Genomic DNA, 19,106 nt, shown 5'->3' on the forward strand with positions numbered 1-19,106 from the left:
CGCCCTTAGACCATGGATCCTGAAACAGGTTCAGCATGACGATGTTACGCGATAGGCTGAGGCCATGTCCGACGCTTCATCGCCCATCGCCCCCGATTCGCTGCTTCCCGTGTCAGCGCGGCTGAACGACAGCGATCCGCCGTGGCCGTTGCGGCCGTGGATCATGGCGGCGATCTGTGCCGTCGCGGGGCTCTTGTTCCACATGCTCGTCGACCGCCAATATGTCGCCGAACCGGCGCCGCTGCTCGACGGGCTTGCGGCGTTCGTGGCGATTTCGGCTATCGTTTTCGTGCTGGGGGTCGAATTGCGGCGCTGGCACTGGGCGGCGGGCTTTGCGCTTTTGTGGGGCGCGGTGATGGGGCTGATCGCATCGCAGGCGGCGGCGTATAATATCCAGGGATCGCCGATCGAATGGCCTTTCTGGTCGGGGCTGCTCGCGGTACTGGTCGCGACGCCGCTGTTTCAGACACGGCGCGATGTCGCGCCCGACTGGCGATTCTGGAAGCTGTGGCAGATGCCTTATGAGCGGCTGCATAGCCATGCGTGGACCGATGCGGTGATCGGTGCGGCGAGCCTCGCGTTCGTCGGGGTGACCTTCCTGCTCGTCGTGCTGATTTCGGAGATGTTCCACCTGATCGGGATCGATGTGGTCCGCGACCTGCTCAACGACGAATGGTTCGGCTGGATGCTCGCGGGGGCAGCGTTCGGCGGTGCCGTCGGCCTGCTGCGCGAGCGCGACAAGCTGGTTTCGACCTTGCAGCGGCTGGTGATGATCGTGCTTGCGGTGCTCGCGCCGGTGCTGGCGGCCGCGCTGGTGATCTTTCTGCTCTCGCTGGCAGGGACGGGGCTTCAGAAGCTTTGGGATTCGGGTTTTTCGACCGCGGCGCTGATGATGGCGGCGGGGGCCTTTGCGGTGCTGCTGGCCAATGCGGTGATCGGCAATGGCGCCGAGGATCGGCCGGTAAACCGCGTGCTGCGCTGGGCGGCGCCGGTGCTGGCGGTCGCGGTGCTGCCGCTCGCCGTCATCGCATATTATTCGATGCATTTGCGCGTCGGCCAATATGGCTGGACCCCCGAGCGCATGTGGGGCGTGATCGCGGCGGTCATTGCGGTCGCCTACGGGCTGGCCGGGCTGTGGGCGGTGGTGAAGGGACGGCGTGATTTCGATGATCTGCTGCGGCCGTTGCAGCAGAAGCTCGCGATCGGGCTGATGCTGCTCGCGGCCTTCCTCGCGCTGCCGATCGTCGATTTCGGAGCGATCTCGACGCGCGACCAGATGGCGCGGCTGAAGTCGGGCTCGATCTCGACCGAGAAATTCGACTGGGCGGCGATGGCGTTCGATTTCGGGCCGAGCGGGCGCGCGGCGCTGAAGGAGCTGACGAAATCTCCGCAAAGAGCGCGCGCCGATGCCGCGAAGCTGGCGCTGGAGACGAAGAATCGCTGGGATCTTGGCGGCCCGCGCGGCCCGGCGCTGATGAAGCCCTTTGCCGAACGGTTGCGGGTGTTTCCGGCGGACCGTCCGCTGTCCGCCGACGCACTCGCGATCGTCTCCGGCAGCTATATGTGCCAACGCGCGAAGGCATGCGTCGCGGTGTGGTTGGACGACGACCGGATCGGCGTGATGGGGCAGAATGAGCCCGGCGAGGCGACGAATTTCGATTTCGTGACGCTGAATAAGGAAGGTCGCTGGGTGCAGGGCGATATCGCGCGCGATAACCAACCAAAGCGTGCCGAGGTCGACCTGTCGAAGGCGACGATTGAGGTCGAGACGGTGCAGCAGCGGCGCATCCTGGTGAATGGCGTGCCGGAATCTGGGACTTTCGAGTAGATTCGCGCTGATGGTCTTTTCATCGTCATTCCCGCGAAAGCGGGAACCCAGAGTGTCGCACACTGGGTTCCCGCTTTCGCGGGAATGACAAGGTTTTGTTGGCGCTTTCGTCGCCCGCACCTTGAAGCGCCGGGGCGGGGATGCTAGCGGCGCGGCTTCGTTAAAGTTAGGGTGATCATGTCAATCGATCAGGCAACAGTAAGGAAAATCGCGTCGTTGGCGCGCATCGCGATTAGCGATGCGGAGGCCACCGCGATGGAAGGCGAATTAAACGGTATCCTCGGCTGGGTCGAACAACTCGGCGAGGTCGATGTGACCGGGGTTGAGCCGATGACCGCGGTGATCCCGAACAGTCTGCGGCTGCGCGACGACGTCATCGACGCCGACCCGCTGACCGGCGGCAATCGTCGCGATGATGTGCTGGCCAATGCGCCAGCGGCGCAGCATGGCTTCTTTGGCGTGCCCAAGGTGATCGAATAATGACTGACCTGACCAACCTCACCGTCGCCGGAATCCGCGACGGCCATCGCGCGGGCGATTTCAGCGCCGTCGAAGTCGCCGAAGCGTTCAGCGCGAATGTCGCGAGCGCGAAGGCGCTAAACGCGTTCATCGTCGAGACCCCCGAACATGCGCTGACCGCCGCGAAGGCGGCCGATGCCGACCGCAGCGCCGGGACGCTGAAGCCTTTGTCGGGCGTGCCGATCGGGATGAAGGATCTGTTCGCGACCAAGGGCGTGCAGACGACCGCCGCGAGCCACATGCTCGAAGGCTTCGTCCCGCCCTATGAATCGACCGTCAGCCAGAAATTGTGGGACGCGGGCGCGGGGATGCTGGGCAAGCTGAACCTCGACCAGTTCGCGATGGGATCGTCGAACGAGACGAGCTATTTCGGCAATGTGATTTCGCCCTGGCGGCGCAACGATGGTGGCAATGCCGCGCTCGCGCCCGGCGGTTCGTCGGGCGGTTCGTCGTCGGCAATCGCGGCGCGGCTCTGCCCCGCGGCGACCGGCACCGACACCGGCGGCTCGATCCGCCAGCCCGCGGCTTTCGTTGGCATTTCGGGGATCAAGCCGACCTATGGCCGCTGCTCGCGCTGGGGCATTGTGGCGTTCGCCAGCTCGCTCGATCAGGCCGGGCCGATGGCGCGCGACGTGCGCGACTGCGCGATCATGCTCGAAGTGATGGCGGGTTTCGATGCCAAGGATTCGACCAGCCTCAACCTGCCCGTGCCCAATTGGGAAGCGGCTTTGTCGAGCGATCTCAAAGGCAAGAAGGCCGGTATTCCCAAAGAATATCGTCTCGAAGGCATCGACCCCGACATCGACGCGATGTGGGATGCCGGGATTGCGATGCTGAAGGATGCAGGGGCCGAGGTCGTCGAGATCAGCCTGCCGCACACGAAGTATGCGCTTCCCGCTTATTACATCATCGCGCCCGCCGAGGCTTCGTCAAACCTCGCGCGCTATGACGGCGTGCGCTATGGTTTGCGTGACCTGCCGCAGGGTGCGGGCTTGCAGGACATGTACGCCGCGACCCGCGCCGACGGTTTCGGGCCCGAGGTCAAGCGTCGCATCATGATCGGCACCTATGTGCTGTCAGCGGGCTTCTACGACGCCTATTATACGCAGGCGCAGAAGGTGCGGACATTGATCGCGCGCGATTTCGAAGCTGCGTTTGCAAGCTGCGACGTGATCCTTGCACCGACCGCGCCGTCGGCGGCGTTCGGCCTCGGCGAAAAGACCGCCGATCCGCTGTCGATGTACCTGAACGACGTGTTCGCGGTGCCCGCGAGCCTTGCGGGGCTGCCCGCAATGTCGGTGCCTGCGGGGCTCAACCGCGAAGGGCTGCCGATCGGGTTGCAGATCATCGGCAAGGCTTTTGACGAGCAGGGTGTTCTCAACGCCGGGCTCGCGATCGAGGAGCGCGCGGGCTTTACCGCACGCGCAGAGAAGTGGTGGTAAAATGAGCGATTATCGCATCAAGGGTGAAACCGGCGAGTGGGAGGTCGTGATCGGCCTCGAAGTCCACGCCCAGATCACGACAAACGCCAAGCTGTTCTCGGGCGCCGCGACGGCATTTGGCGCGGAGCCGAACACGCAGGTGTCGTTGGTCGACGCAGCGATGCCGGGGATGCTGCCGGTGCCGAACCGCGAGTGCGTCCGCCAGGCGGTGCGCACCGGCATGGCGATCGAGGCGCAGATCAACAAATATTCGCGGTTCGATCGCAAGAATTATTTCTATGCCGATTTGCCGCAGGGCTATCAGATTTCGCAGCTTTATCATCCGATTGTCGGCGAAGGTTCGCTGACGATCGAGGCCGATGAAAAGGCCGGATTGCCCGACGCCAAGGTGATCGGGGTTGAACGCATCCATATCGAGCAGGATGCCGGCAAGCTGATGCACGACCAGCATCCGACGATGTCGTACGTCGACCTCAACCGTTCGGGCGTCGCGCTGATGGAAATCGTCTCGCGCCCCGACATGCGCTCGCCTGCGGAAGCGGGGGCCTATGTGCGCAAGCTGCGTTCGATCCTGCGCTATGTCGGGTCGTGCGACGGCAATATGGAAGAAGGCTCGATGCGTGCCGACGTCAACGTCAGCGTGCGCAAGCCCGGCGACGAATTCGGCACGCGCACCGAGACGAAGAACGTCAATTCGGTGCGCTTCGTGATGGCGGTGATCGAAGGCGAAGCGAAGCGCCAGGTCGAGCTGATCGAAAGCGGCGGTAAGGTGGTGCAGGAAACGCGGCTGTACGATCCCGATCGCAACGAGACGCGTTCGATGCGCTCGAAGGAAGATGCGCATGACTATCGCTACTTCCCCGATCCCGATTTGCTGCCGCTGATCCTCGACGACGACTTCCTCGCCGAATGCCGCGCGAGCCTGCCCGAACTGCCCGACGCCAAGCGCGCGCGCTATCTGGCGGCGGGGATTTCGCCGTATAATGCCGACGTGCTGACTGCCGAGGTTGAGGCAGCCTTGTGGTTCGACACCTTGCTGGAGGCGGGCGTGAAGCCCGTTGCCGCGGCGAACTGGGTCACGAGCGAATTGTTCGGCGCGCTCAACCGCATGGGCCGCGATATTTCGGACTCGCCGGTCTCGCCCGAGCACGCCGCCGAATTGCTCGGCCTTGTCGCCGATGGCACGATTTCGGGGACGATCGCCAAGGCGGTGTTCGAGAAAATGCTCGAAAGCGGCGACGCGGCGGGGGTGATCGTCGAGCGCGACGGGCTGAAGCAGACGAGCGACACCGGGGCGATCGAAGGTGAGATCGCCAAGATTCTGGCCGCCAATGCCGACAAGGTCGAGCAGTATAAGGGCGGCAAGGAAGCCTTGTTCGGCTTTTTCGTCGGACAGACGATGAAGGCGATGCAGGGCAAGGCGAACCCGCAGGTCGTCAATGAATTGCTGAAGAAGGCGCTCGGCTAAAAAGCCGCAGTCCGCGCGTCCTGCATAGTCAGGGCGCGCGGTGCTTGCGCTTGTTTACTTGCCGGCCTTGCGCGCCATCGATGCGCGGGCGTTATTGGCATATTCCTCGAAATTCTTTTTGAAGACGGTGCCGAGCTCGTCGAGCGCGGCGACCGCATCCTCGCCCTCTTTCGGCGGGAAGAGCGAGAGGCCGTTGCCGCCCCACGCCTTGTATTCCATGTCGATTTTCTGATCGTCGCCGAAGTCGCGGATCATGAACAGCGTCCTGAGCGAACGGCCGTAAAGCGCCGCCTTCTGATAGAAGACATCGGCGACGATGAGCTCGCGGTAGCAGGCGGCGGTCGAATCCGACCGGCGGGTCTTGACCTTGTTCATTGTCTTGCGGTCGAGCGGTTCTTCGTGACGAACGATGACCGTGCCCGGCTGGAGGTTGATCAGATTGTGCAGGTCGAGCGATTGCAGCGCGTCAAGCTGCGACGGGCTGTCGAGCGCACTGGCGAGCTGGGCCTTGTTGCTGGCGTCGCGGCCGCTGTGCAGCGCGGCGTCGAGCAGGCCGCCGCCGAGCAGCCCGGTGGTGACCGAATTCATCCGCTCGGCCGGCCAGATATGCAGTTCGCACGGCGCCGCGCTTTGCGCAGCGGCAGGAGCCGCGATCATCGCGGCGCAGCCAGCGACTGCCGCCTTCAATGCATTTTTCATCTCTTTTCAGTCTCCCCGTTTCGGCCGTGCGGCCGTTTCCGATGCTTTTGATAGATATTGGGCGAACAGGATAAGATTGGCGCGGAACGCCGAATGCAGATCGGCGGCGGCGGCGACGTTGTCGGCGTCGGTTTCCGGAGGAAAATGCTCGAGCCTGGTGTTTGCCCAGGTGCCAAAGCTGCGCTGCGGTTGCTGGCCGGAACCGAAGTCGCGATACCGGAACAATGTCTTGAGGTGCCGGGCGCCAAAGGCTTCGCGCTGGAAGGCGACATCGTCGATAACGAGTTCGGCATAGCAGGGCGACGTCGATGGCGCGATGCGGCCCGGGCTGTTGCGGATGACGCGGCTTTCGAGCGCTTGATCATGGACGACCAGCCGATGGCCGGGCAGACCGATGGTCGCAGGCACCGCCATGTCGCCGAGCAGCGCGGTCTGGGCGACGACCGACAGGGCATCGTCGGTCTCTTGGGGAACGCGCATCTTCTTGTCGCCACTCGACTGGGCGGCACCGATCATCAACCCGATCACGCCGGTATCGCCGCGGCTGAGCATGGTGGAGATGTTGCGGGTAAAGCCGTCGCTGGGCCAGACATGCAATTCGCACAGGGTGGACGTTTCCGCAGTAGCTACCGATTCGATCGGGACCGTCATGATAGTCGGGGCTGCAGCGGATGTGGCGGGTTCGTCTGCAGCCGTCGACTGGGCCACCGCGGTCACACCGTACAACGCGGCCAGACAAATGGCCGCCGACGTGCGTGCGGCCCAACGCCCTATATTCATTTTGCGCCCCCCGTGATCCCGTCCCCCGACGAAATCCTCTTGGTTGCTAATCGGCGCCTTTGTCTTTGCAAGACTTTTCGTCGGCGCGTGGAAACTTTATTGCCGATTTGAAGATGATGGCATGGCGTAGCTGATATCTGACGGGTGAAGGGAGTGAAGGCGACTGGCAGTGCGGCCATAGTCTTGCTGCTGTTGGTGTCGCGGATGGCGATGTGCTTGGTTGATCTTCGCCAAGTGATCCAGTTCACAGAAAATTCAGTGGCTTCAATGTCAGTAGCGCCTGAATTGGAGCCTCAATGATGACGAAGGACAGACTGATGACGAAGCGAATTTCGGTTTTGGCGAGCGGTGCGCTGGCCCTGATGCTGGCTGGTGCTGCGAGCGCCGCGGGCACGCCCGCTGTGGCCGACGGCTATGACTGGACGATGCGCGTCAACGAAGACCGGATTTCGGATGCAATCCTCGCATATGAGGTCGATGGTACCGACGATCAGCCGCTGAACTTTACCTGCGAAGAGGGCGGCGACCGCATCTTTGCGGGGATTTCGGGCGGCGCGCCCGACCTGACCGCGATCACGCTTGAATCGGGTGACCAGCGTGTGCGGTTGACCGGGACGACCGACGCCGACGAGCTTCCGACTTTTACCGCACAGGAAATCCCCGCGACCTCGCCGTTGTTCCAGGCATTCGCGGCAAATGGATGGTTGCGTATGACCGCCGATGGAGCCGCCCTCGATATGGCGGCGACGGCGAACGGCAAGCAGGCGATCCAGCGCTTCGTGCGCTTCTGCGCCGGCTGAGCTACGGGAGCGGCGGCGGCGCGTCAGAAGCGTCGCTGCCCCGCGCCCCAGTCGCCGATGTCGCACTGCCCCGAGAAATTGGTGACGGCCTGGATGCTGATTCGGCCCGAGCGGCGATCGACCGTCAGCTTAGGCTTGTTCATGCCGTTGAGGCGATAGCTGCCCGTGATGCGGTCGGGGGTGACGACCAGATTGTCGATATCCCACCAGCCATTGTCGCCGCCCGAATGGATCGGGGAGACGAGCTTGGGGCCGAGGTGGATGCGGCCGTGGTCGCCATAAAGTTCGATCTGGATATCCGAATTGAAACCCTCGGCGCTGTTGCCGACCTCATTGCTCCATTCCCATTTATGCTTCCACGGGTTCCAATTGTAGGTTGGCTTGTTCGTGACCGTCGGACGCGTGCCGGCGCCATAGCAGACGAGGACGAGCGAGTTCGCGTCGCGATAGCCCGGCTCGCTGCGCTGATAGTCATGATCGGCGGGCGGACGCGCGGCGCTGGTGTCGCCGCTCTGGCAATTTTCGGCCGGGACCGCAGTGATCGCCGAATAGCGGCCGTCCATCGTTGCGACAGAGATGCAGCGGCCGGTGCGCGCGTTCCACCAGAAGACATAGCGCGTGTCGCCGACGAGGTTCGACATCCGGCTTTCATAACCGCGGGCGAGAAGCTGTGTTTCGCCGCCAGCGCCGCGCGCACCGACCAGATCGGCGACGTCGGGCGCCGACTGCGCGGCGGCGGTCAGCGGCAGTGCGGCAGCGATGAGGGCAAGGCATAGGGCGGTCGAACGCATGGCGGCGGCTCCTGTTGAATGGCAGGGGCACAGATTAACAGCGAAAGCGGGCTGACCAAAGCGCGATTTCGCCGTTGGAGAAACGTTCGCGCGCTATTTCTTCGGGCGCCAAGCTGAACGGCCTTCCTTGATCGTTTCCAGTACCTTGATGTCCTTGATGGCTTCGACGGGTGTGGTCAGCGGATTCTTGTCGAGGATGACGAAATCGGCGAGCAGGCCGGGCTTGATGCGCCCCTTGCGATCTTCTTCGAAAACTTGCCACGCGGGGGCGGTGGTGAGGGCCTGAAGCGCGGTATAGGCGTCCAGCCGCTCGTCGGGGCCACTGACGACGCCTGTTGGTGAGACGCGCGCCATTGAGGTCCAGAGCATGAAGCGCGTGTCGAGCGGTGTGACGCTGTAGTCGCTGTGGTTCGAGGGCCTCAGCCCGGCGGCGCGTGCCGAGCGAAAGGGGCTGATGAAATCGACGACTTCGGCCGGGAAGTTGGTGCGGTGGACGTCGCCCCAATACCATGTGTGGTTCGAGAAATAGGCGGGGCCGACTCCGATGAGGGCATAGTCGGCGAGTTGGTCGCGGCGCTGGAACTGCGAATGAATGACGATCGGACGGCGGTCGTCGGCGGCCTTGATGCCGAGTGCGGCAAAACCCTTGATCGCCATGTCGATCGCGGCGTCGCCATTGGCGTGGACGAAAATCTGCCAGCCGCGGTCATTGGCCTTGCGCGCGAGCGTGTCGAACTCTTCCTGTTTGATGATCGGCTGGCCGTGCCATGGATGCGCGCCATCGGGGCCGCCGCGCGCATAGTCGCGGGTGAAAAAGGCGGTGCGTGCCTGCGGGCTACCGTCGAGGAGGAATTTGATCCCCTGCAGCTTCACATGGCCCTGATAGGTGCCGAATTTTAGGTCGGGCTGCGCGATCAGCGCGTCGAGACCGGCGTAGAAGGGCAGGAGCGCGAGGTCGATCTTGAGCTTGTCGCGCGCGGCCGGGCTGGTCAGGAAGGCGAGGTCGGCGGGCTGGGTCGCGCCGTCCTGCGCATGGGTATAGCCCTCGGCGAAATAGCGATTCTGCGCGGCGTCGAGCCCCGCGAGCTTTTGCTCGACGGTCGGTTGCGGCATCGCGGCGACCATCTGGAACATTGATTTTTCGAGCAGTACGCCGTTGAGGCGCCCCGCGTCGTCGCGCAGCATCAGCCCGCCCGGCGGTGGCTGGCTGGCGTCGGTGAGCCTGGCGGCGGCGAGCGCGGGGCTGTTGGCGACAAGGCCGTGGAAGGAGATATGGAACAGGACGATCTTGTGATCGGGCGACACCGCATCGAGTTCGGCGCGGGTGATGTGACGCCGTTCGGTCAGCGCTTCCTCATTATATTGCATCACGACGACCCAGTCGCCCTTGGGGATAGCGCGGTGCGTGATATGATCGCGGACCGCGCTTTGCAGTTCGGTTATGGTCTTCGCCTGCGGCAGCGCCTTGTCGCTGAGGTCGAGTGCGCCCGCCATTTGCAGCGCGAAGGTGAAATGCGAATGGGCGTCAATGAAACCGGGGAGCATTGTCGCGCCCTTGAGATCGTGGACGATAATATCCTTGCCCGCAGCCTTGCGTGCTTCTTGCTCTGTGCCGACGAAGGCGATTCTGTCGCCGCGCGTCACCACTGCCTCGACCAGCTGCGGCATGTCGCCGTCCATCGTGACGATCGGGCCGCCGCGGTAGATGATGCTGTCCTGCGCGATCGCAGGTGTCGCGGTCGTTGCCAGAAGCAGCGCGATGGCGCCGGTCAATGCTTTCATTTTTCTCTCCCTTGTCGATCCACAGTGGCGAGCGACAAGGGGAGGGGTCAAGTCTTCCTTAGTAATCTATCCTTCTTCCTTCCTGCGAAAGCGGGGATGACGAAAATGGGGCGGCGGGCTAGACCTGCTGTGGCGGCACCTCATCAGGGCCACGGCCTGGCTCGTCGATGTCACCGCCGCCGGGGTTTCCGGGGATTTCCAGCGGCTGGCCGGCGGGATCCTCCAGCGGTGCTGGCTGGACTGGATGTTCGGGGGGAGCCTTGGGTTCGATTATATCGGGCTTGGGTTTGGGCAACGGATTGGCGGCGCTGGGCGGGGCATTCATGGCATGTCTCCTTGCCTGATCAACGAACGGATGGGCTTCCTGTTCCGCCCCTTCGACATCGCAGTGTTCCGCCCCTTGCCCTCCGGCGCGCGTCTGCTATAGCCCCGCGCGGCCCGCACGGGCGTGCGCTGTTTTGCGCGCAGTACCTGTGCACCCGGCCGAAAGCTCCTGCGGGCGTGGCGGAATTGGTAGACGCGCTGGTTTTAGGTACCAGTATCGCAAGATGTGGGGGTTCGAGTCCCTTCGCCCGCACCAGTTCGCGAACGCAGGCCGGGATAGGGAACTCCGCCGTTCTGGCCGGGGTTGTCGATACGAGATTTTGAGCAAGGATATGACCAAGGCAATGAAGACCGTCGAAACGCTGAACGAAGGCCTGAAACGCGAGTATCGCCTGACCATCACCGCCAAGGATATCGACGCGCGCGTCGATGACGAGGTGAAGAGCATGGCTCCGACGGTGCGTATGCCCGGCTTTCGCCCCGGCAAGGTGCCGCCGAACCTGATCCGCAAGATGCACGGCCCCGCGCTGTCGGCCGACGCGCTGAACAAGGCGATCGACGCCGGCGTGCGCGACCTGATGGCGAAGGAAAAGCTTCGCCCGGCGCTGCAGCCCGCGGTGACGCTGGCCGACGAATATGAAGCCGGCAAGGATGCCGAGCTGACCGTCGCGCTGGAAGTGCTGCCCATGATCGAAACACCGTCGATCGACGGCCTGAAGCTTGAGCGCCTGACCGTTCCCGCCGACGACGCGGCCGTGATGGCGAAGATCGAAGAATTCGCCGCGCAGATGAAGCGTTTCGAAGAAGCGCCGAAGACCCGCAAGGCCGCATCCGGCGATCAGGTCATCATCGACTTCGCCGGCAGCGTCGATGGCGTCGCCTTTGACGGCGGCACCGGCGAAGACATGGCGGTCGAAATCGGTTCGGGTCAGTTGATCCCGGGCTTCGAAGACCAGCTGGTCGGCGTCAAGGTTGGCGACGACAAGGTCGTCAAGGTGACCTTCCCCGAGGAGTACCCGGTCGAGACGCTGAAGGGCGCCAACGCCGAATTCGCCGTGACGGTGAAGGAAATCAAGGTTCCGGCCGAAGCGAAGATCGACGACGAGTTCGCCAAGACGCTGGGTCTTGAGAGTCTCGACAAGCTCAAAGAGCTGATGAAAGACCAGGTCGAGCAGGAACTGAACGGCCTGACCCGTACCTATATGAAGCGCAAGCTGCTCGACCAGCTCGCCGCGAGCCATGATTTCGAAGTTCCGCCGTCGATGGTGGAAGCCGAATTCAACCAGATCTGGCAGCAGCTGGAACAGGAAGTTGCGCGCGAAGAAGATCCCGAAGCCGCGAAGGCCGAGCTGGAAAAGGACCGCGACGAATATCGCGATATCGCAGTTCGCCGCGTCCGTCTGGGCCTGCTCCTTTCCGAAATCGGACAGGCGCATGGCGTTCAGGTCTCGGGCCAGGAAATGCAGCGCCTGATCATGCAGGCGGCGCAGCAGTATCGTCCCGAAGATCGCGGTCGTTTCATGGAATATGTCCAGCAGGACGCGCTTGCCGCAGCCCAGCTGCGCGCGCCGCTCTATGAGGATAAGGTCGTCGACTTCCTGTTCGACAAGGCTGAAGTCACCGATCGCGAAGTGACCCGCGAAGAAATCGAAGCGGCGATCGAAGCCGAAGACGACGGCGGCCATGTCCACGGCCCGGGTTGCGGTCACGACCATGATCACGACCACAAGCCGGCCAAAAAGGCAGCAGCGAAGAAGCCTGCCGCCAAGAAGGCTGATGTGACCGAAGAGGCCGCCGAAGCTCCTGCCAAGAAGGCCCCGGCCAAGAAGGCTGAAGCCGCAGCGGAAGAAAAGCCCGCTGCCGCGAAAAAGGCTGCTGAAGACAAGCCCGCGGCGAAGAAGGCCCCGGCCAAAAAGGCTGCGGACAAGAAATAAGCCTCGGCTGATACGACACAAAAGGCCGGGTGGAGGAATGCTCCACCCGGCCTTTTGTGTTTCAATAAGTTGCCCCCGCGAAGGAAGGGGGGCTATCGGTGGTGTTGCAAGGTTGCCAGCGCTTGCGCGGGGCGGCGGTGGGCAGCCCTCAGATCACCGCCATATTATAGCAGTGCCAGCTGAAGATCGCGGCGGCTCCCCGGTGCGGGCGCCAGGCTTCCGCTAATATGCGCACCTGCTTCTCTCCCGGTCGTGCATCGAGTTTCAGGATGCGGCCGACGGCTTCCTGAACCGCGAGATCGCCGGCGGGCCAGATGTCGGGACGGCCCTCTGCAAAGAGCAGGTAAATCTCGGCCGACCAGCGCCCGATGCCCTTCACCTTGGTCAGCAGTGCAATGGCTTCCTCGTCATCGGCAGGGAGGGCGGAGACGTCGAGTTCGCCGTCGAGGATCAGTTGCGCGAGACTTTTGGCATAGCCCTGTTTCTGTCCGGAGAGGCCGCAGGCGCGCAGTACGTCGAACTCTGCGGCTGCCATCACCTCGGCCGGGCAACCGTTGCCGAACGCCGCCTCCAGCTTGTTCCAGATCGATGTCGCAGCCGCGACGCTGACCTGTTGGCCGACGATGGTGCGCAGCAGGGTAGCATAGCCGGGCTCGCGGATGCGGGGTTCGGGGTAACCCGCATGGCCCAGCGCGCGCGCGAAGTTCGAATCGATCGCGGCGAGCGCGTCGATCCCGCTGTTCAGCTGCTCCTGGCTGAGGCCCATCCCATATTCTCCTTTTGTTCCATATGCTGCCAATAGCAACGCTTGATTTGCGTTGCAACGCGCGACATAGCGACCGCGAGAAACAGATATGGGAATGAGCATGGCCAAGCTGATTGTGGTGACGCGTGATGGTACCGAGCATGAGATCGAAGGCGACACCAGCCTGACCGTGATGGAAAATATCCGCGATGCGGGCTTTGACGAGCTGCTTGCGCTGTGCGGCGGTTGCTGCTCGTGCGCGACCTGCCACGTTCATGTCGAGGCCGGCGCGACTGACCAGTTGCCCGCGATGAGCGAGGACGAGAATGACCTGCTCGATTCGACGACCGACCGCGATGACAATTCGCGCCTGTCGTGCCAGCTGCCCTTTACCGACGCACTCGACGGGCTGAAGGTGCGGATTGCTGTCGAGGATTAAAAGCGTCGCCCCCGCGAAAGCGGGGGCCGCTGTCGGCGCAGCGTAAGGTTGTTAGCGGCCCCCGCTTTCGCGGGGGCGACGCTTATTTACCCGCCATAGCCACCGCATAAAGCGCGATCGCTGCGGCGTTCGAGATGTTCAGGCTTTCCATGCGCGGCGAGATCGGCAGCTTGGCCAGTACGTCGCAATGTTCCATCACATTGTGACGAATGCCATCGCCTTCGGAGCCGAGCACGAGCGCGACGCGCGTGCCGTCGAGCGTGTCGGCAAGCGTCGTTTCGGTGTCGCCCATCAGTCCGATGCGCCAATATTGCGCCTCGGCGATTTCCTCCAGCGCGCGCGACAGGTTGACGACGCGCACCCACGGTACGGTTTCGAGCGCGCCCGATGCCGAACGCGCGATGACGCCGCTTTCGGGCGGACTGTGGCGGTCCTGCGTTACGATCGCGGCAGCATCGAAAGCGGCGGCCGAGCGCAGCACCGCGCCGATGTTATGCGGGTCGGTGACCTGGTCGAGAATGACCAGCGGCCGGGGGCTGTCGGCATCGACCTCCGCCTGCAGCACATCGCCCAGATAGACGCCCTCGAGCGGGTCGACCTCGATTACCAGTCCCTGGTGCGGCGCGTCGCGGGCGACGAGTCGCGCAAGGTCGGTGACCTCGGCGAACGAGACGGGAAGATTCGAGGGCAGGTCGAGCTGACCCAGCGCTTCGCGCGTACCCCAGATTCGCTTGATCGTGCGTTCGGGGTTGGCGAGAGCCGCGAAAACGGCGTGGCGACCCCAAAAACGGATGGCCTGACCGCGCGGACTTTGGCCCGCGGGGCGGCGATGACGGGAAATTTGTCTCATGAGGGCGCCTTTCCCATGACTGGCATTGACAGGCAAGCCTCCTTTCGCCATTGGACCGCTTCCCAAAGCGGGCCCCAATGGACAGGTGGCCGAGTGGTTAAAGGCAGCAGACTGTAAATCTGCCCGGGTTTCCGTACGCTGGTTCGAATCCAGCCCTGTCCACCATCCTCCATCTGAGGATGTCCCCCGAAATCTCTAGAAATCCCAGAAAACATGGCATAACATGCCCGCAGTGCCCACCTGCGTCCGGGGCTATTTGCCTGCAGCCGGAGTGTAGTGTGGGGGAAGTGTGGGGGAAGAATGGCTTTCCCCCACACACCGGTTCCCCAAAATGTGGGGAGAAAGTGTGGGGGTAAATCCCATGGGCAAACTCACGGCGGTTGCGGTCAAGGCCGCTTTGGCGATTCCCGGCACCTATCAGGACGGTGACGGATTGTTTTTGAAGGTCGACAAGCGGGGAGGGGCCTCGTGGCTCCTGCGCCTGCAACGCGACGGGAAGCGGCAGGACATCGGGCTGGGCAGCGCGAAGCTGATTACGCTTTCCGAAGTCCGCCAGAAGGCAAGCGAGCTTCGCAAGGCGATCAAGATCGACCGGCGCGATGTACTTGCAGAGCGAAAAGACGAGGCCGCCGCGAAGGTGACCTTCCGAGAGGCAGCGCGCGAATATCACGTCGCGAACGAGGCGGGCTGGAAGAGCGAAGTCTATGCGCGCCAATGGCTCGCGACTCTGGAAAATTACGCCTTCCCGAAATTCGGCGACGAGCCGACCGGAGCAATCACCGCAGCCGATATCATAAATGTGCTGACGCCGATCTGGCAGGAAATTCCGGAAACTGCTCGTCAGGTTCGGAACCGGATCTGCACCGTGCTGGACTTTGCACACGCCAAAGGCTGGCGCTCCCGCGAAGCGCCATCGGGCCACGGGAGCCTGAAAGCCGGGCGCGGCTTACCCCGGCAAGTGAAAACGCGCGAGAACCGCAAGGCCATGCCCTATGTCGCGCTGCCCGGTTTCATCACCGCTTTGCAGCGCAAGCCAACCTATAGCAGGCTCGCGCTCCAGCTGCTCATCCTCACGAGTGCGCGCAGCCAGGAGGTCCGATTGGCAACCTGGGCCGAGTTCGACCTGGAAGGTCGTTTGTGGACCGTCCCCGCCGAACATATGAAGCGGGGCAAGTCCCATATGGTGCCGCTGTCCGATGCGGCGCTGGAGGTTCTCGCCAAGGCGCACGCCTTCCGGCTCCCCGACACCGAGGTCGTATTCCCGGGGATGTCCAGCAAGCCGATGTCCGACATGACGCTGCTGAAGGTGGTGCGCGATATGAGCGAGCCATTCCATGTGCATGGCTTTCGCTCCACCTTCACCGATTGGGCAGCCAACGAAGGCTTCGCCGACGCCGTCGTGGAAGCGGCGCTCGCGCACAAGACACCCGATGCTGTGCAGGCTGCCTATCGCCGGACAACCTATCTCGGTACACCCGGCAAGCCAGGCGCCCGCGTGAAGCTGATGGATGCGTGGGGGGCTTATTGTACCGGCAATGCCATTGAAACGAACGAGACTGAGCCAGACGCGGGAGAGTGATGCCTCGATTCCGTCCGGGTCGTCAGCGGAATCGTCATGCGGTACTTGCGTCGGTCCTCTCTTCTCGGTGGCTGGCTCGCGGCTCTATATCACGCCCGGCCGCGTCGTGGCAGCGCTCGCGCCTACTTCTGCCTCATCCCTGCCGAATGAATGGGGCGAGTTGGATCCCGGAATAATCGAGCGTGCACACGCGGATGCCGTCGACGGCACCGCCCGAACTATCTATGATCGATCGACTTTTTGGTCCGAACGTGTCGAGATGACTTGGTTGTGGAGCGACTATCTCGGCGCGCTGCACGAAGGAGGAAACCGATGCCCGTCGCCGAGAACCCTGCCTCGACCGGGATATGGCATCCGCAGGCCGATGCACATCGGACCCTCGCGCGGATTGCCGCTCGCCTCCTATACGCCAAGGACAAGGAGGAGCTGGGGCTGGAAGAGGTCGACCGGGTCTCGGTTGCCATCGAGCGCGCGATCAGGCGGCGGTTCCTGATCACGGCCACGCTGTTTCTGCTCTGCATACTGCTGGCGTTGCTTGTCCTGGCCGCTTGGGTCGCAACGACTTTGGACGGACGGGATATCGGTCAGGCGCCCGCCATCGCTGCGAGCCTCCTGTTCGTGATGGCGGCGTCCGTCATCGCCTATTGGCGACACTTCCAAATGGGATTGGGGATCGTGGATAGGAAGCGAACACCCATCTATGGCAACAGCCGCCGTTCGACCGTCGAAACGCTTGAGAAGCTCTTCGACTATCTTGGCCGGCGAACGGGACCGTCGGCCTATTATTACGACCGAAAAGGCAACAGGCGTCCGGTCCATCGCCGCCATTTTCACGGGCGGCTGAGAGGTCTGCTCCTGTCGGAAGTCGCCAGCGACCGGGCGATCGTCCTTCCTCCTCATGGCTTCTGGTTCAGCGCCCAGATTTATGTCGATGCCGAACCGGAGGATATCATCCGTGCGCTCAAAGTCAGGCCCAACAGTGGAGGGCGCCCGAAGGATTATGATTATGAGGTCATCTTGCTGACCTTGATTGAACACCCCGCGCTGCAAGCGATCGACCCGCACGAATATGGCGTCGAAACCCAGGTCATGGATCTCATCAGGAAGCGCTGCGAACCGAGCGACGAGCATGAGAACGACATTCGGGTGCCGGAGAACACCCAATTGCGGGAGTTCGCGAAGAAAATCGTCGCGGCGGTCAAAATAAATCGCGGCGGAAGTTAGGCAGGACGATCATGGAGTTACCGAAAACTCCTGGAAAATCGCCAATTCGCGTTGCGTACAGTTAGCGAAATTTGCAGTCGCCTGCGGATTTGTGCGGGCGTCGGGTTACCGCACGACCCGTGTGCGGTCATGTGCAACTTGAGCCGTCTTCCGCCACCAATCGTCACACGGAGACGCTCATGGAACCCCTTGTCCTTTCGATCAACGAAACCGCGAAGGCGCTCGGCATCGGCCGGTCGTCGGTCTACGCCCTCATCAAGTCGGGATCGCTCGACGCGATCAAGATCGGGACGCGAACCTTGCTGACGGCCGAGTCGATCCGGCGCGTGGTTCAATCGCGCGCTGCCAATTGATCGGCGCGACGGATCTGCTCGCGGGGATGACGACACCGCACTGGCGCGCAGCGCCGATGCGGACGGGAGATCAACGCCCGTCTTAAGGTGAGCGCGGCCCCAAATGAGCGCACACTGTCGGCGGCAAGCTGCCGCCAGAGGTCGCACCTTTGCACGGTTGGCCGCGCAGCGCTCTTGTCTCGCTTCTTGGCGCCGCGGGCGCATGGCCCTTGCGGCGGGTAAACAGCGCATGGCGCTGCTCCGGGCGTGGCCTTGCCACCCCCGACCCGCCACCGGGCCGCGCACGCCGCGGAGCCTGCGGCTGCGACAAGGGCGCGGTCTTTCTCTAGTGATGACGCCACGCTGACCGCGCGGCGGCGCTGTGCATGGGCCGGCCACGGACAGCGTGGCAGTCGGCGCACGGCTGTGGGACCGCTCGGCCGGTGCGCAAGCCGCCGCTGCGCGTCGGCTCCTCCATTGCATTGCGGCCCTGCGGGTGCGCGCCGCCCTTTGGCGCGGTCCCGTCGCCTTTCCTCGCCGCCCGCCCATTTTTCGGCTGCAAATGTCGCGCTGACCTTGTGGTCAGCGCGGCGCTTGTGATTTTTGCGCGCGCCGTCGCCGCAAGCAGCTCCGGCGCGCGGGGGATCCGACAACAAAAGGGGCGGCGCAAGTCGCCTTCACGCCGCCCCCAACGAAGGATGCTGCATCCATCGCCCTACCGTCCGTGACGTGCTTGGGGTCGCAATCCGGCACGCCGGGTCGGCAGATGCGGCGCGCGTTAGTGTCGCCTTCGTCGATTGGATTGTACGAAAGCGCCAAATCGTTCCCTGTCGGCATGATTTTCTTGCGGCGAGAATGAGGCGGCGTTGCCGAGATCGCCGATATCCGCGGGCGGTGATGTTCCGGGCGACGCGGAGCTGTGGGTTGATCGCTTGCCTCAATCAAAGTGCGTTGATTGATCGTTCCGGACGATAGCTCGGGGTCGCTCCCTTCTTCTGCAGGACGATCCCCGGCGACGGGCGATTTGACCTGGACCGGCGCGGCGTCCCGCGAAAGCGCGTCGTCGCGATTATTTCCCCGCCAGCTGCGCCGGCTCCTCGCGGCCGCTTCGCTCCAAATAATCGCGCCGCCGCACTCCTCCGCTGCGCTGCGGCCCTTCGGGTTCGCGGGCCCCTCATGCGCCGGTCCCTGGTCCGCCCATGCCGCAGGGATGGTCCTTGCGGCGAATATCAGGAGACGACCAATGGCAGCTATCGGCTTTGTGAACGGCACCATCGAAACGGGTTTCGTGGGTCAGCTGAAAACCCTCTCGATCCGCGCAGCGATCGAAATCCGGACCAACCGTTCGAAGAGCGGCGACGTCCAGCCCGATTACCGGGTCTATTCCGAAGGCATCGAGATCGGTGCCGGCTGGATCCGCGTCGGTCAGGTTTCGGGCGAACCCTATGTGTCGCTGAGCCTCGCCGCGCCCGAGTTCGGACCGCGCCGCCTTTATGCCAATCTTGGCCGCGCCGCCGGTCAGGACGGCGAAGACGGCTACGCGCTGATCTGGAACCCCGCCGATTGAGGC

The 19,106-nt window shown here is 63.4% G+C and carries 18 protein-coding genes and 2 tRNA genes; 13 read left to right on the forward strand and 7 right to left on the reverse strand.

The features are described 5' to 3' along the window. The first annotated feature begins 64 nt into the window (after positions 1-64). The 4 genes from AC1RRJ_RS03640 (at position 65) to gatB (ending at position 5,257) form a co-directional block, all read left to right on the forward strand. On the forward strand, positions 65-1,828 hold the full coding sequence (locus AC1RRJ_RS03640) for a DUF4153 domain-containing protein (protein ID WP_493120350.1): 1,764 nt from the start codon (positions 65-67) through the stop codon (positions 1,826-1,828). A 177-nt stretch (positions 1,829-2,005) separates the two neighbouring features. After that, positions 2,006-2,308 carry an Asp-tRNA(Asn)/Glu-tRNA(Gln) amidotransferase subunit GatC gene (gene gatC, locus AC1RRJ_RS03645; protein ID WP_493120351.1) on the forward strand — a complete coding sequence of 101 codons (303 nt, stop codon included), beginning with the start codon at positions 2,006-2,008 and terminating at the stop codon, positions 2,306-2,308. Next, a complete protein-coding gene (gene gatA, locus AC1RRJ_RS03650; RefSeq protein ID WP_493120352.1) occupies positions 2,308-3,789 on the forward strand; it encodes an Asp-tRNA(Asn)/Glu-tRNA(Gln) amidotransferase subunit GatA in 1,482 nt (493 codons plus the stop codon). Before gatC ends, gatA begins: the two co-directional genes overlap by 1 nt. A 1-nt stretch (position 3,790) precedes the next feature. Beyond that, positions 3,791-5,257, forward strand: a complete 1,467-nt coding sequence (gene gatB / locus AC1RRJ_RS03655) for an Asp-tRNA(Asn)/Glu-tRNA(Gln) amidotransferase subunit GatB (protein WP_493120353.1) — start codon at positions 3,791-3,793, stop codon at positions 5,255-5,257. Between the two features lie 54 nt (positions 5,258-5,311). On the opposite strand, the gene AC1RRJ_RS03660 is transcribed toward gatB, so the two are convergent. Continuing rightward, positions 5,312-5,956 carry a hypothetical protein gene (locus tag AC1RRJ_RS03660; RefSeq protein ID WP_493120354.1) on the reverse strand — a complete coding sequence of 215 codons (645 nt, stop codon included), beginning with the start codon at positions 5,954-5,956 and terminating at the stop codon, positions 5,312-5,314. Between the two features lie 6 nt (positions 5,957-5,962). Beyond that, the gene (locus tag AC1RRJ_RS03665) at positions 5,963-6,607 is read right to left on the reverse strand and encodes a hypothetical protein (protein ID WP_493120355.1); all 645 of its coding nucleotides are present in this window, start codon (positions 6,605-6,607) and stop codon (positions 5,963-5,965) included. A 446-nt stretch (positions 6,608-7,053) separates the two neighbouring features. On the opposite strand from AC1RRJ_RS03665, the gene AC1RRJ_RS03670 reads away from it, so the two are divergent. Then, entirely contained in the window at positions 7,054-7,536 is a 483-nt protein-coding gene (locus AC1RRJ_RS03670) for a hypothetical protein (RefSeq protein WP_493120356.1), read from the forward strand. A gap of 23 nt (positions 7,537-7,559) precedes the next feature. Here AC1RRJ_RS03670 and AC1RRJ_RS03675 read toward each other — a convergent pair whose 3' ends face one another. The 3 genes from AC1RRJ_RS03675 to AC1RRJ_RS03685 all read right to left on the reverse strand — a co-directional run bounded on the left by AC1RRJ_RS03675 (position 7,560) and on the right by AC1RRJ_RS03685 (position 10,434). Beyond that, positions 7,560-8,327 carry a hypothetical protein gene (locus AC1RRJ_RS03675; protein ID WP_493120357.1) on the reverse strand — a complete coding sequence of 256 codons (768 nt, stop codon included), beginning with the start codon at positions 8,325-8,327 and terminating at the stop codon, positions 7,560-7,562. A gap of 93 nt (positions 8,328-8,420) precedes the next feature. After that, positions 8,421-10,109 (reverse strand): amidohydrolase, encoded by a 1,689-nt coding sequence (locus AC1RRJ_RS03680; RefSeq protein ID WP_493120358.1) that lies wholly within the window; start codon positions 10,107-10,109, stop codon positions 8,421-8,423. Positions 10,110-10,227: 118 nt separating this feature from the next. Beyond that, positions 10,228-10,434, reverse strand: coding sequence for a hypothetical protein (locus AC1RRJ_RS03685; protein WP_493120359.1), 207 nt, complete (start codon positions 10,432-10,434; stop codon positions 10,228-10,230). Between the two features lie 170 nt (positions 10,435-10,604). On the opposite strand from AC1RRJ_RS03685, the gene AC1RRJ_RS03690 reads away from it, so the two are divergent. Next, positions 10,605-10,689, forward strand: a tRNA-Leu gene (locus AC1RRJ_RS03690). Positions 10,690-10,777: 88 nt separating this feature from the next. Then, complete coding sequence (gene tig, locus AC1RRJ_RS03695; protein ID WP_493120697.1) at positions 10,778-12,367, forward strand: trigger factor; 1,590 nt, start codon at positions 10,778-10,780, stop codon at positions 12,365-12,367. 148 nt (positions 12,368-12,515) lie between these two features. Here tig and AC1RRJ_RS03700 read toward each other — a convergent pair whose 3' ends face one another. Beyond that, on the reverse strand, positions 12,516-13,133 hold the full coding sequence (locus tag AC1RRJ_RS03700) for a DNA-3-methyladenine glycosylase family protein (RefSeq protein ID WP_493120360.1): 618 nt from the start codon (positions 13,131-13,133) through the stop codon (positions 12,516-12,518). A gap of 100 nt (positions 13,134-13,233) precedes the next feature. Between AC1RRJ_RS03700 and AC1RRJ_RS03705 the strand changes: the two genes are divergently transcribed. Next, positions 13,234-13,551: a 2Fe-2S iron-sulfur cluster-binding protein gene (locus AC1RRJ_RS03705; protein ID WP_493120361.1), complete on the forward strand. Its 318-nt coding sequence runs from the start codon at positions 13,234-13,236 to the stop codon at positions 13,549-13,551. 82 nt (positions 13,552-13,633) lie between these two features. On the opposite strand, the gene rlmB is transcribed toward AC1RRJ_RS03705, so the two are convergent. Next, a complete protein-coding gene (gene rlmB / locus AC1RRJ_RS03710; RefSeq protein WP_493120362.1) occupies positions 13,634-14,401 on the reverse strand; it encodes a 23S rRNA (guanosine(2251)-2'-O)-methyltransferase RlmB in 768 nt (255 codons plus the stop codon). A gap of 79 nt (positions 14,402-14,480) precedes the next feature. Here rlmB and AC1RRJ_RS03715 point away from each other — a divergent pair. The 5 genes from AC1RRJ_RS03715 to AC1RRJ_RS03735 all read left to right on the forward strand — a co-directional run bounded on the left by AC1RRJ_RS03715 (position 14,481) and on the right by AC1RRJ_RS03735 (position 19,103). Beyond that, positions 14,481-14,566, forward strand: a tRNA-Tyr gene (locus AC1RRJ_RS03715). Between the two features lie 196 nt (positions 14,567-14,762). Next, positions 14,763-15,980 carry a tyrosine-type recombinase/integrase gene (locus tag AC1RRJ_RS03720; protein WP_493120363.1) on the forward strand — a complete coding sequence of 406 codons (1,218 nt, stop codon included), beginning with the start codon at positions 14,763-14,765 and terminating at the stop codon, positions 15,978-15,980. Positions 15,981-16,292: 312 nt separating this feature from the next. Beyond that, on the forward strand, positions 16,293-17,204 hold the full coding sequence (locus AC1RRJ_RS03725) for a hypothetical protein (protein ID WP_493120364.1): 912 nt from the start codon (positions 16,293-16,295) through the stop codon (positions 17,202-17,204). Between the two features lie 179 nt (positions 17,205-17,383). Beyond that, on the forward strand, positions 17,384-17,557 hold the full coding sequence (locus AC1RRJ_RS03730; protein ID WP_493120365.1) for a helix-turn-helix domain-containing protein: 174 nt from the start codon (positions 17,384-17,386) through the stop codon (positions 17,555-17,557). A gap of 1,222 nt (positions 17,558-18,779) precedes the next feature. Next, complete coding sequence (locus AC1RRJ_RS03735; RefSeq protein WP_493120366.1) at positions 18,780-19,103, forward strand: DUF736 domain-containing protein; 324 nt, start codon at positions 18,780-18,782, stop codon at positions 19,101-19,103. Positions 19,104-19,106: the final 3 nt, after the last annotated feature.

This window comes from Sphingopyxis sp. GW821-FHT12C06 (assembly GCF_058807415.1).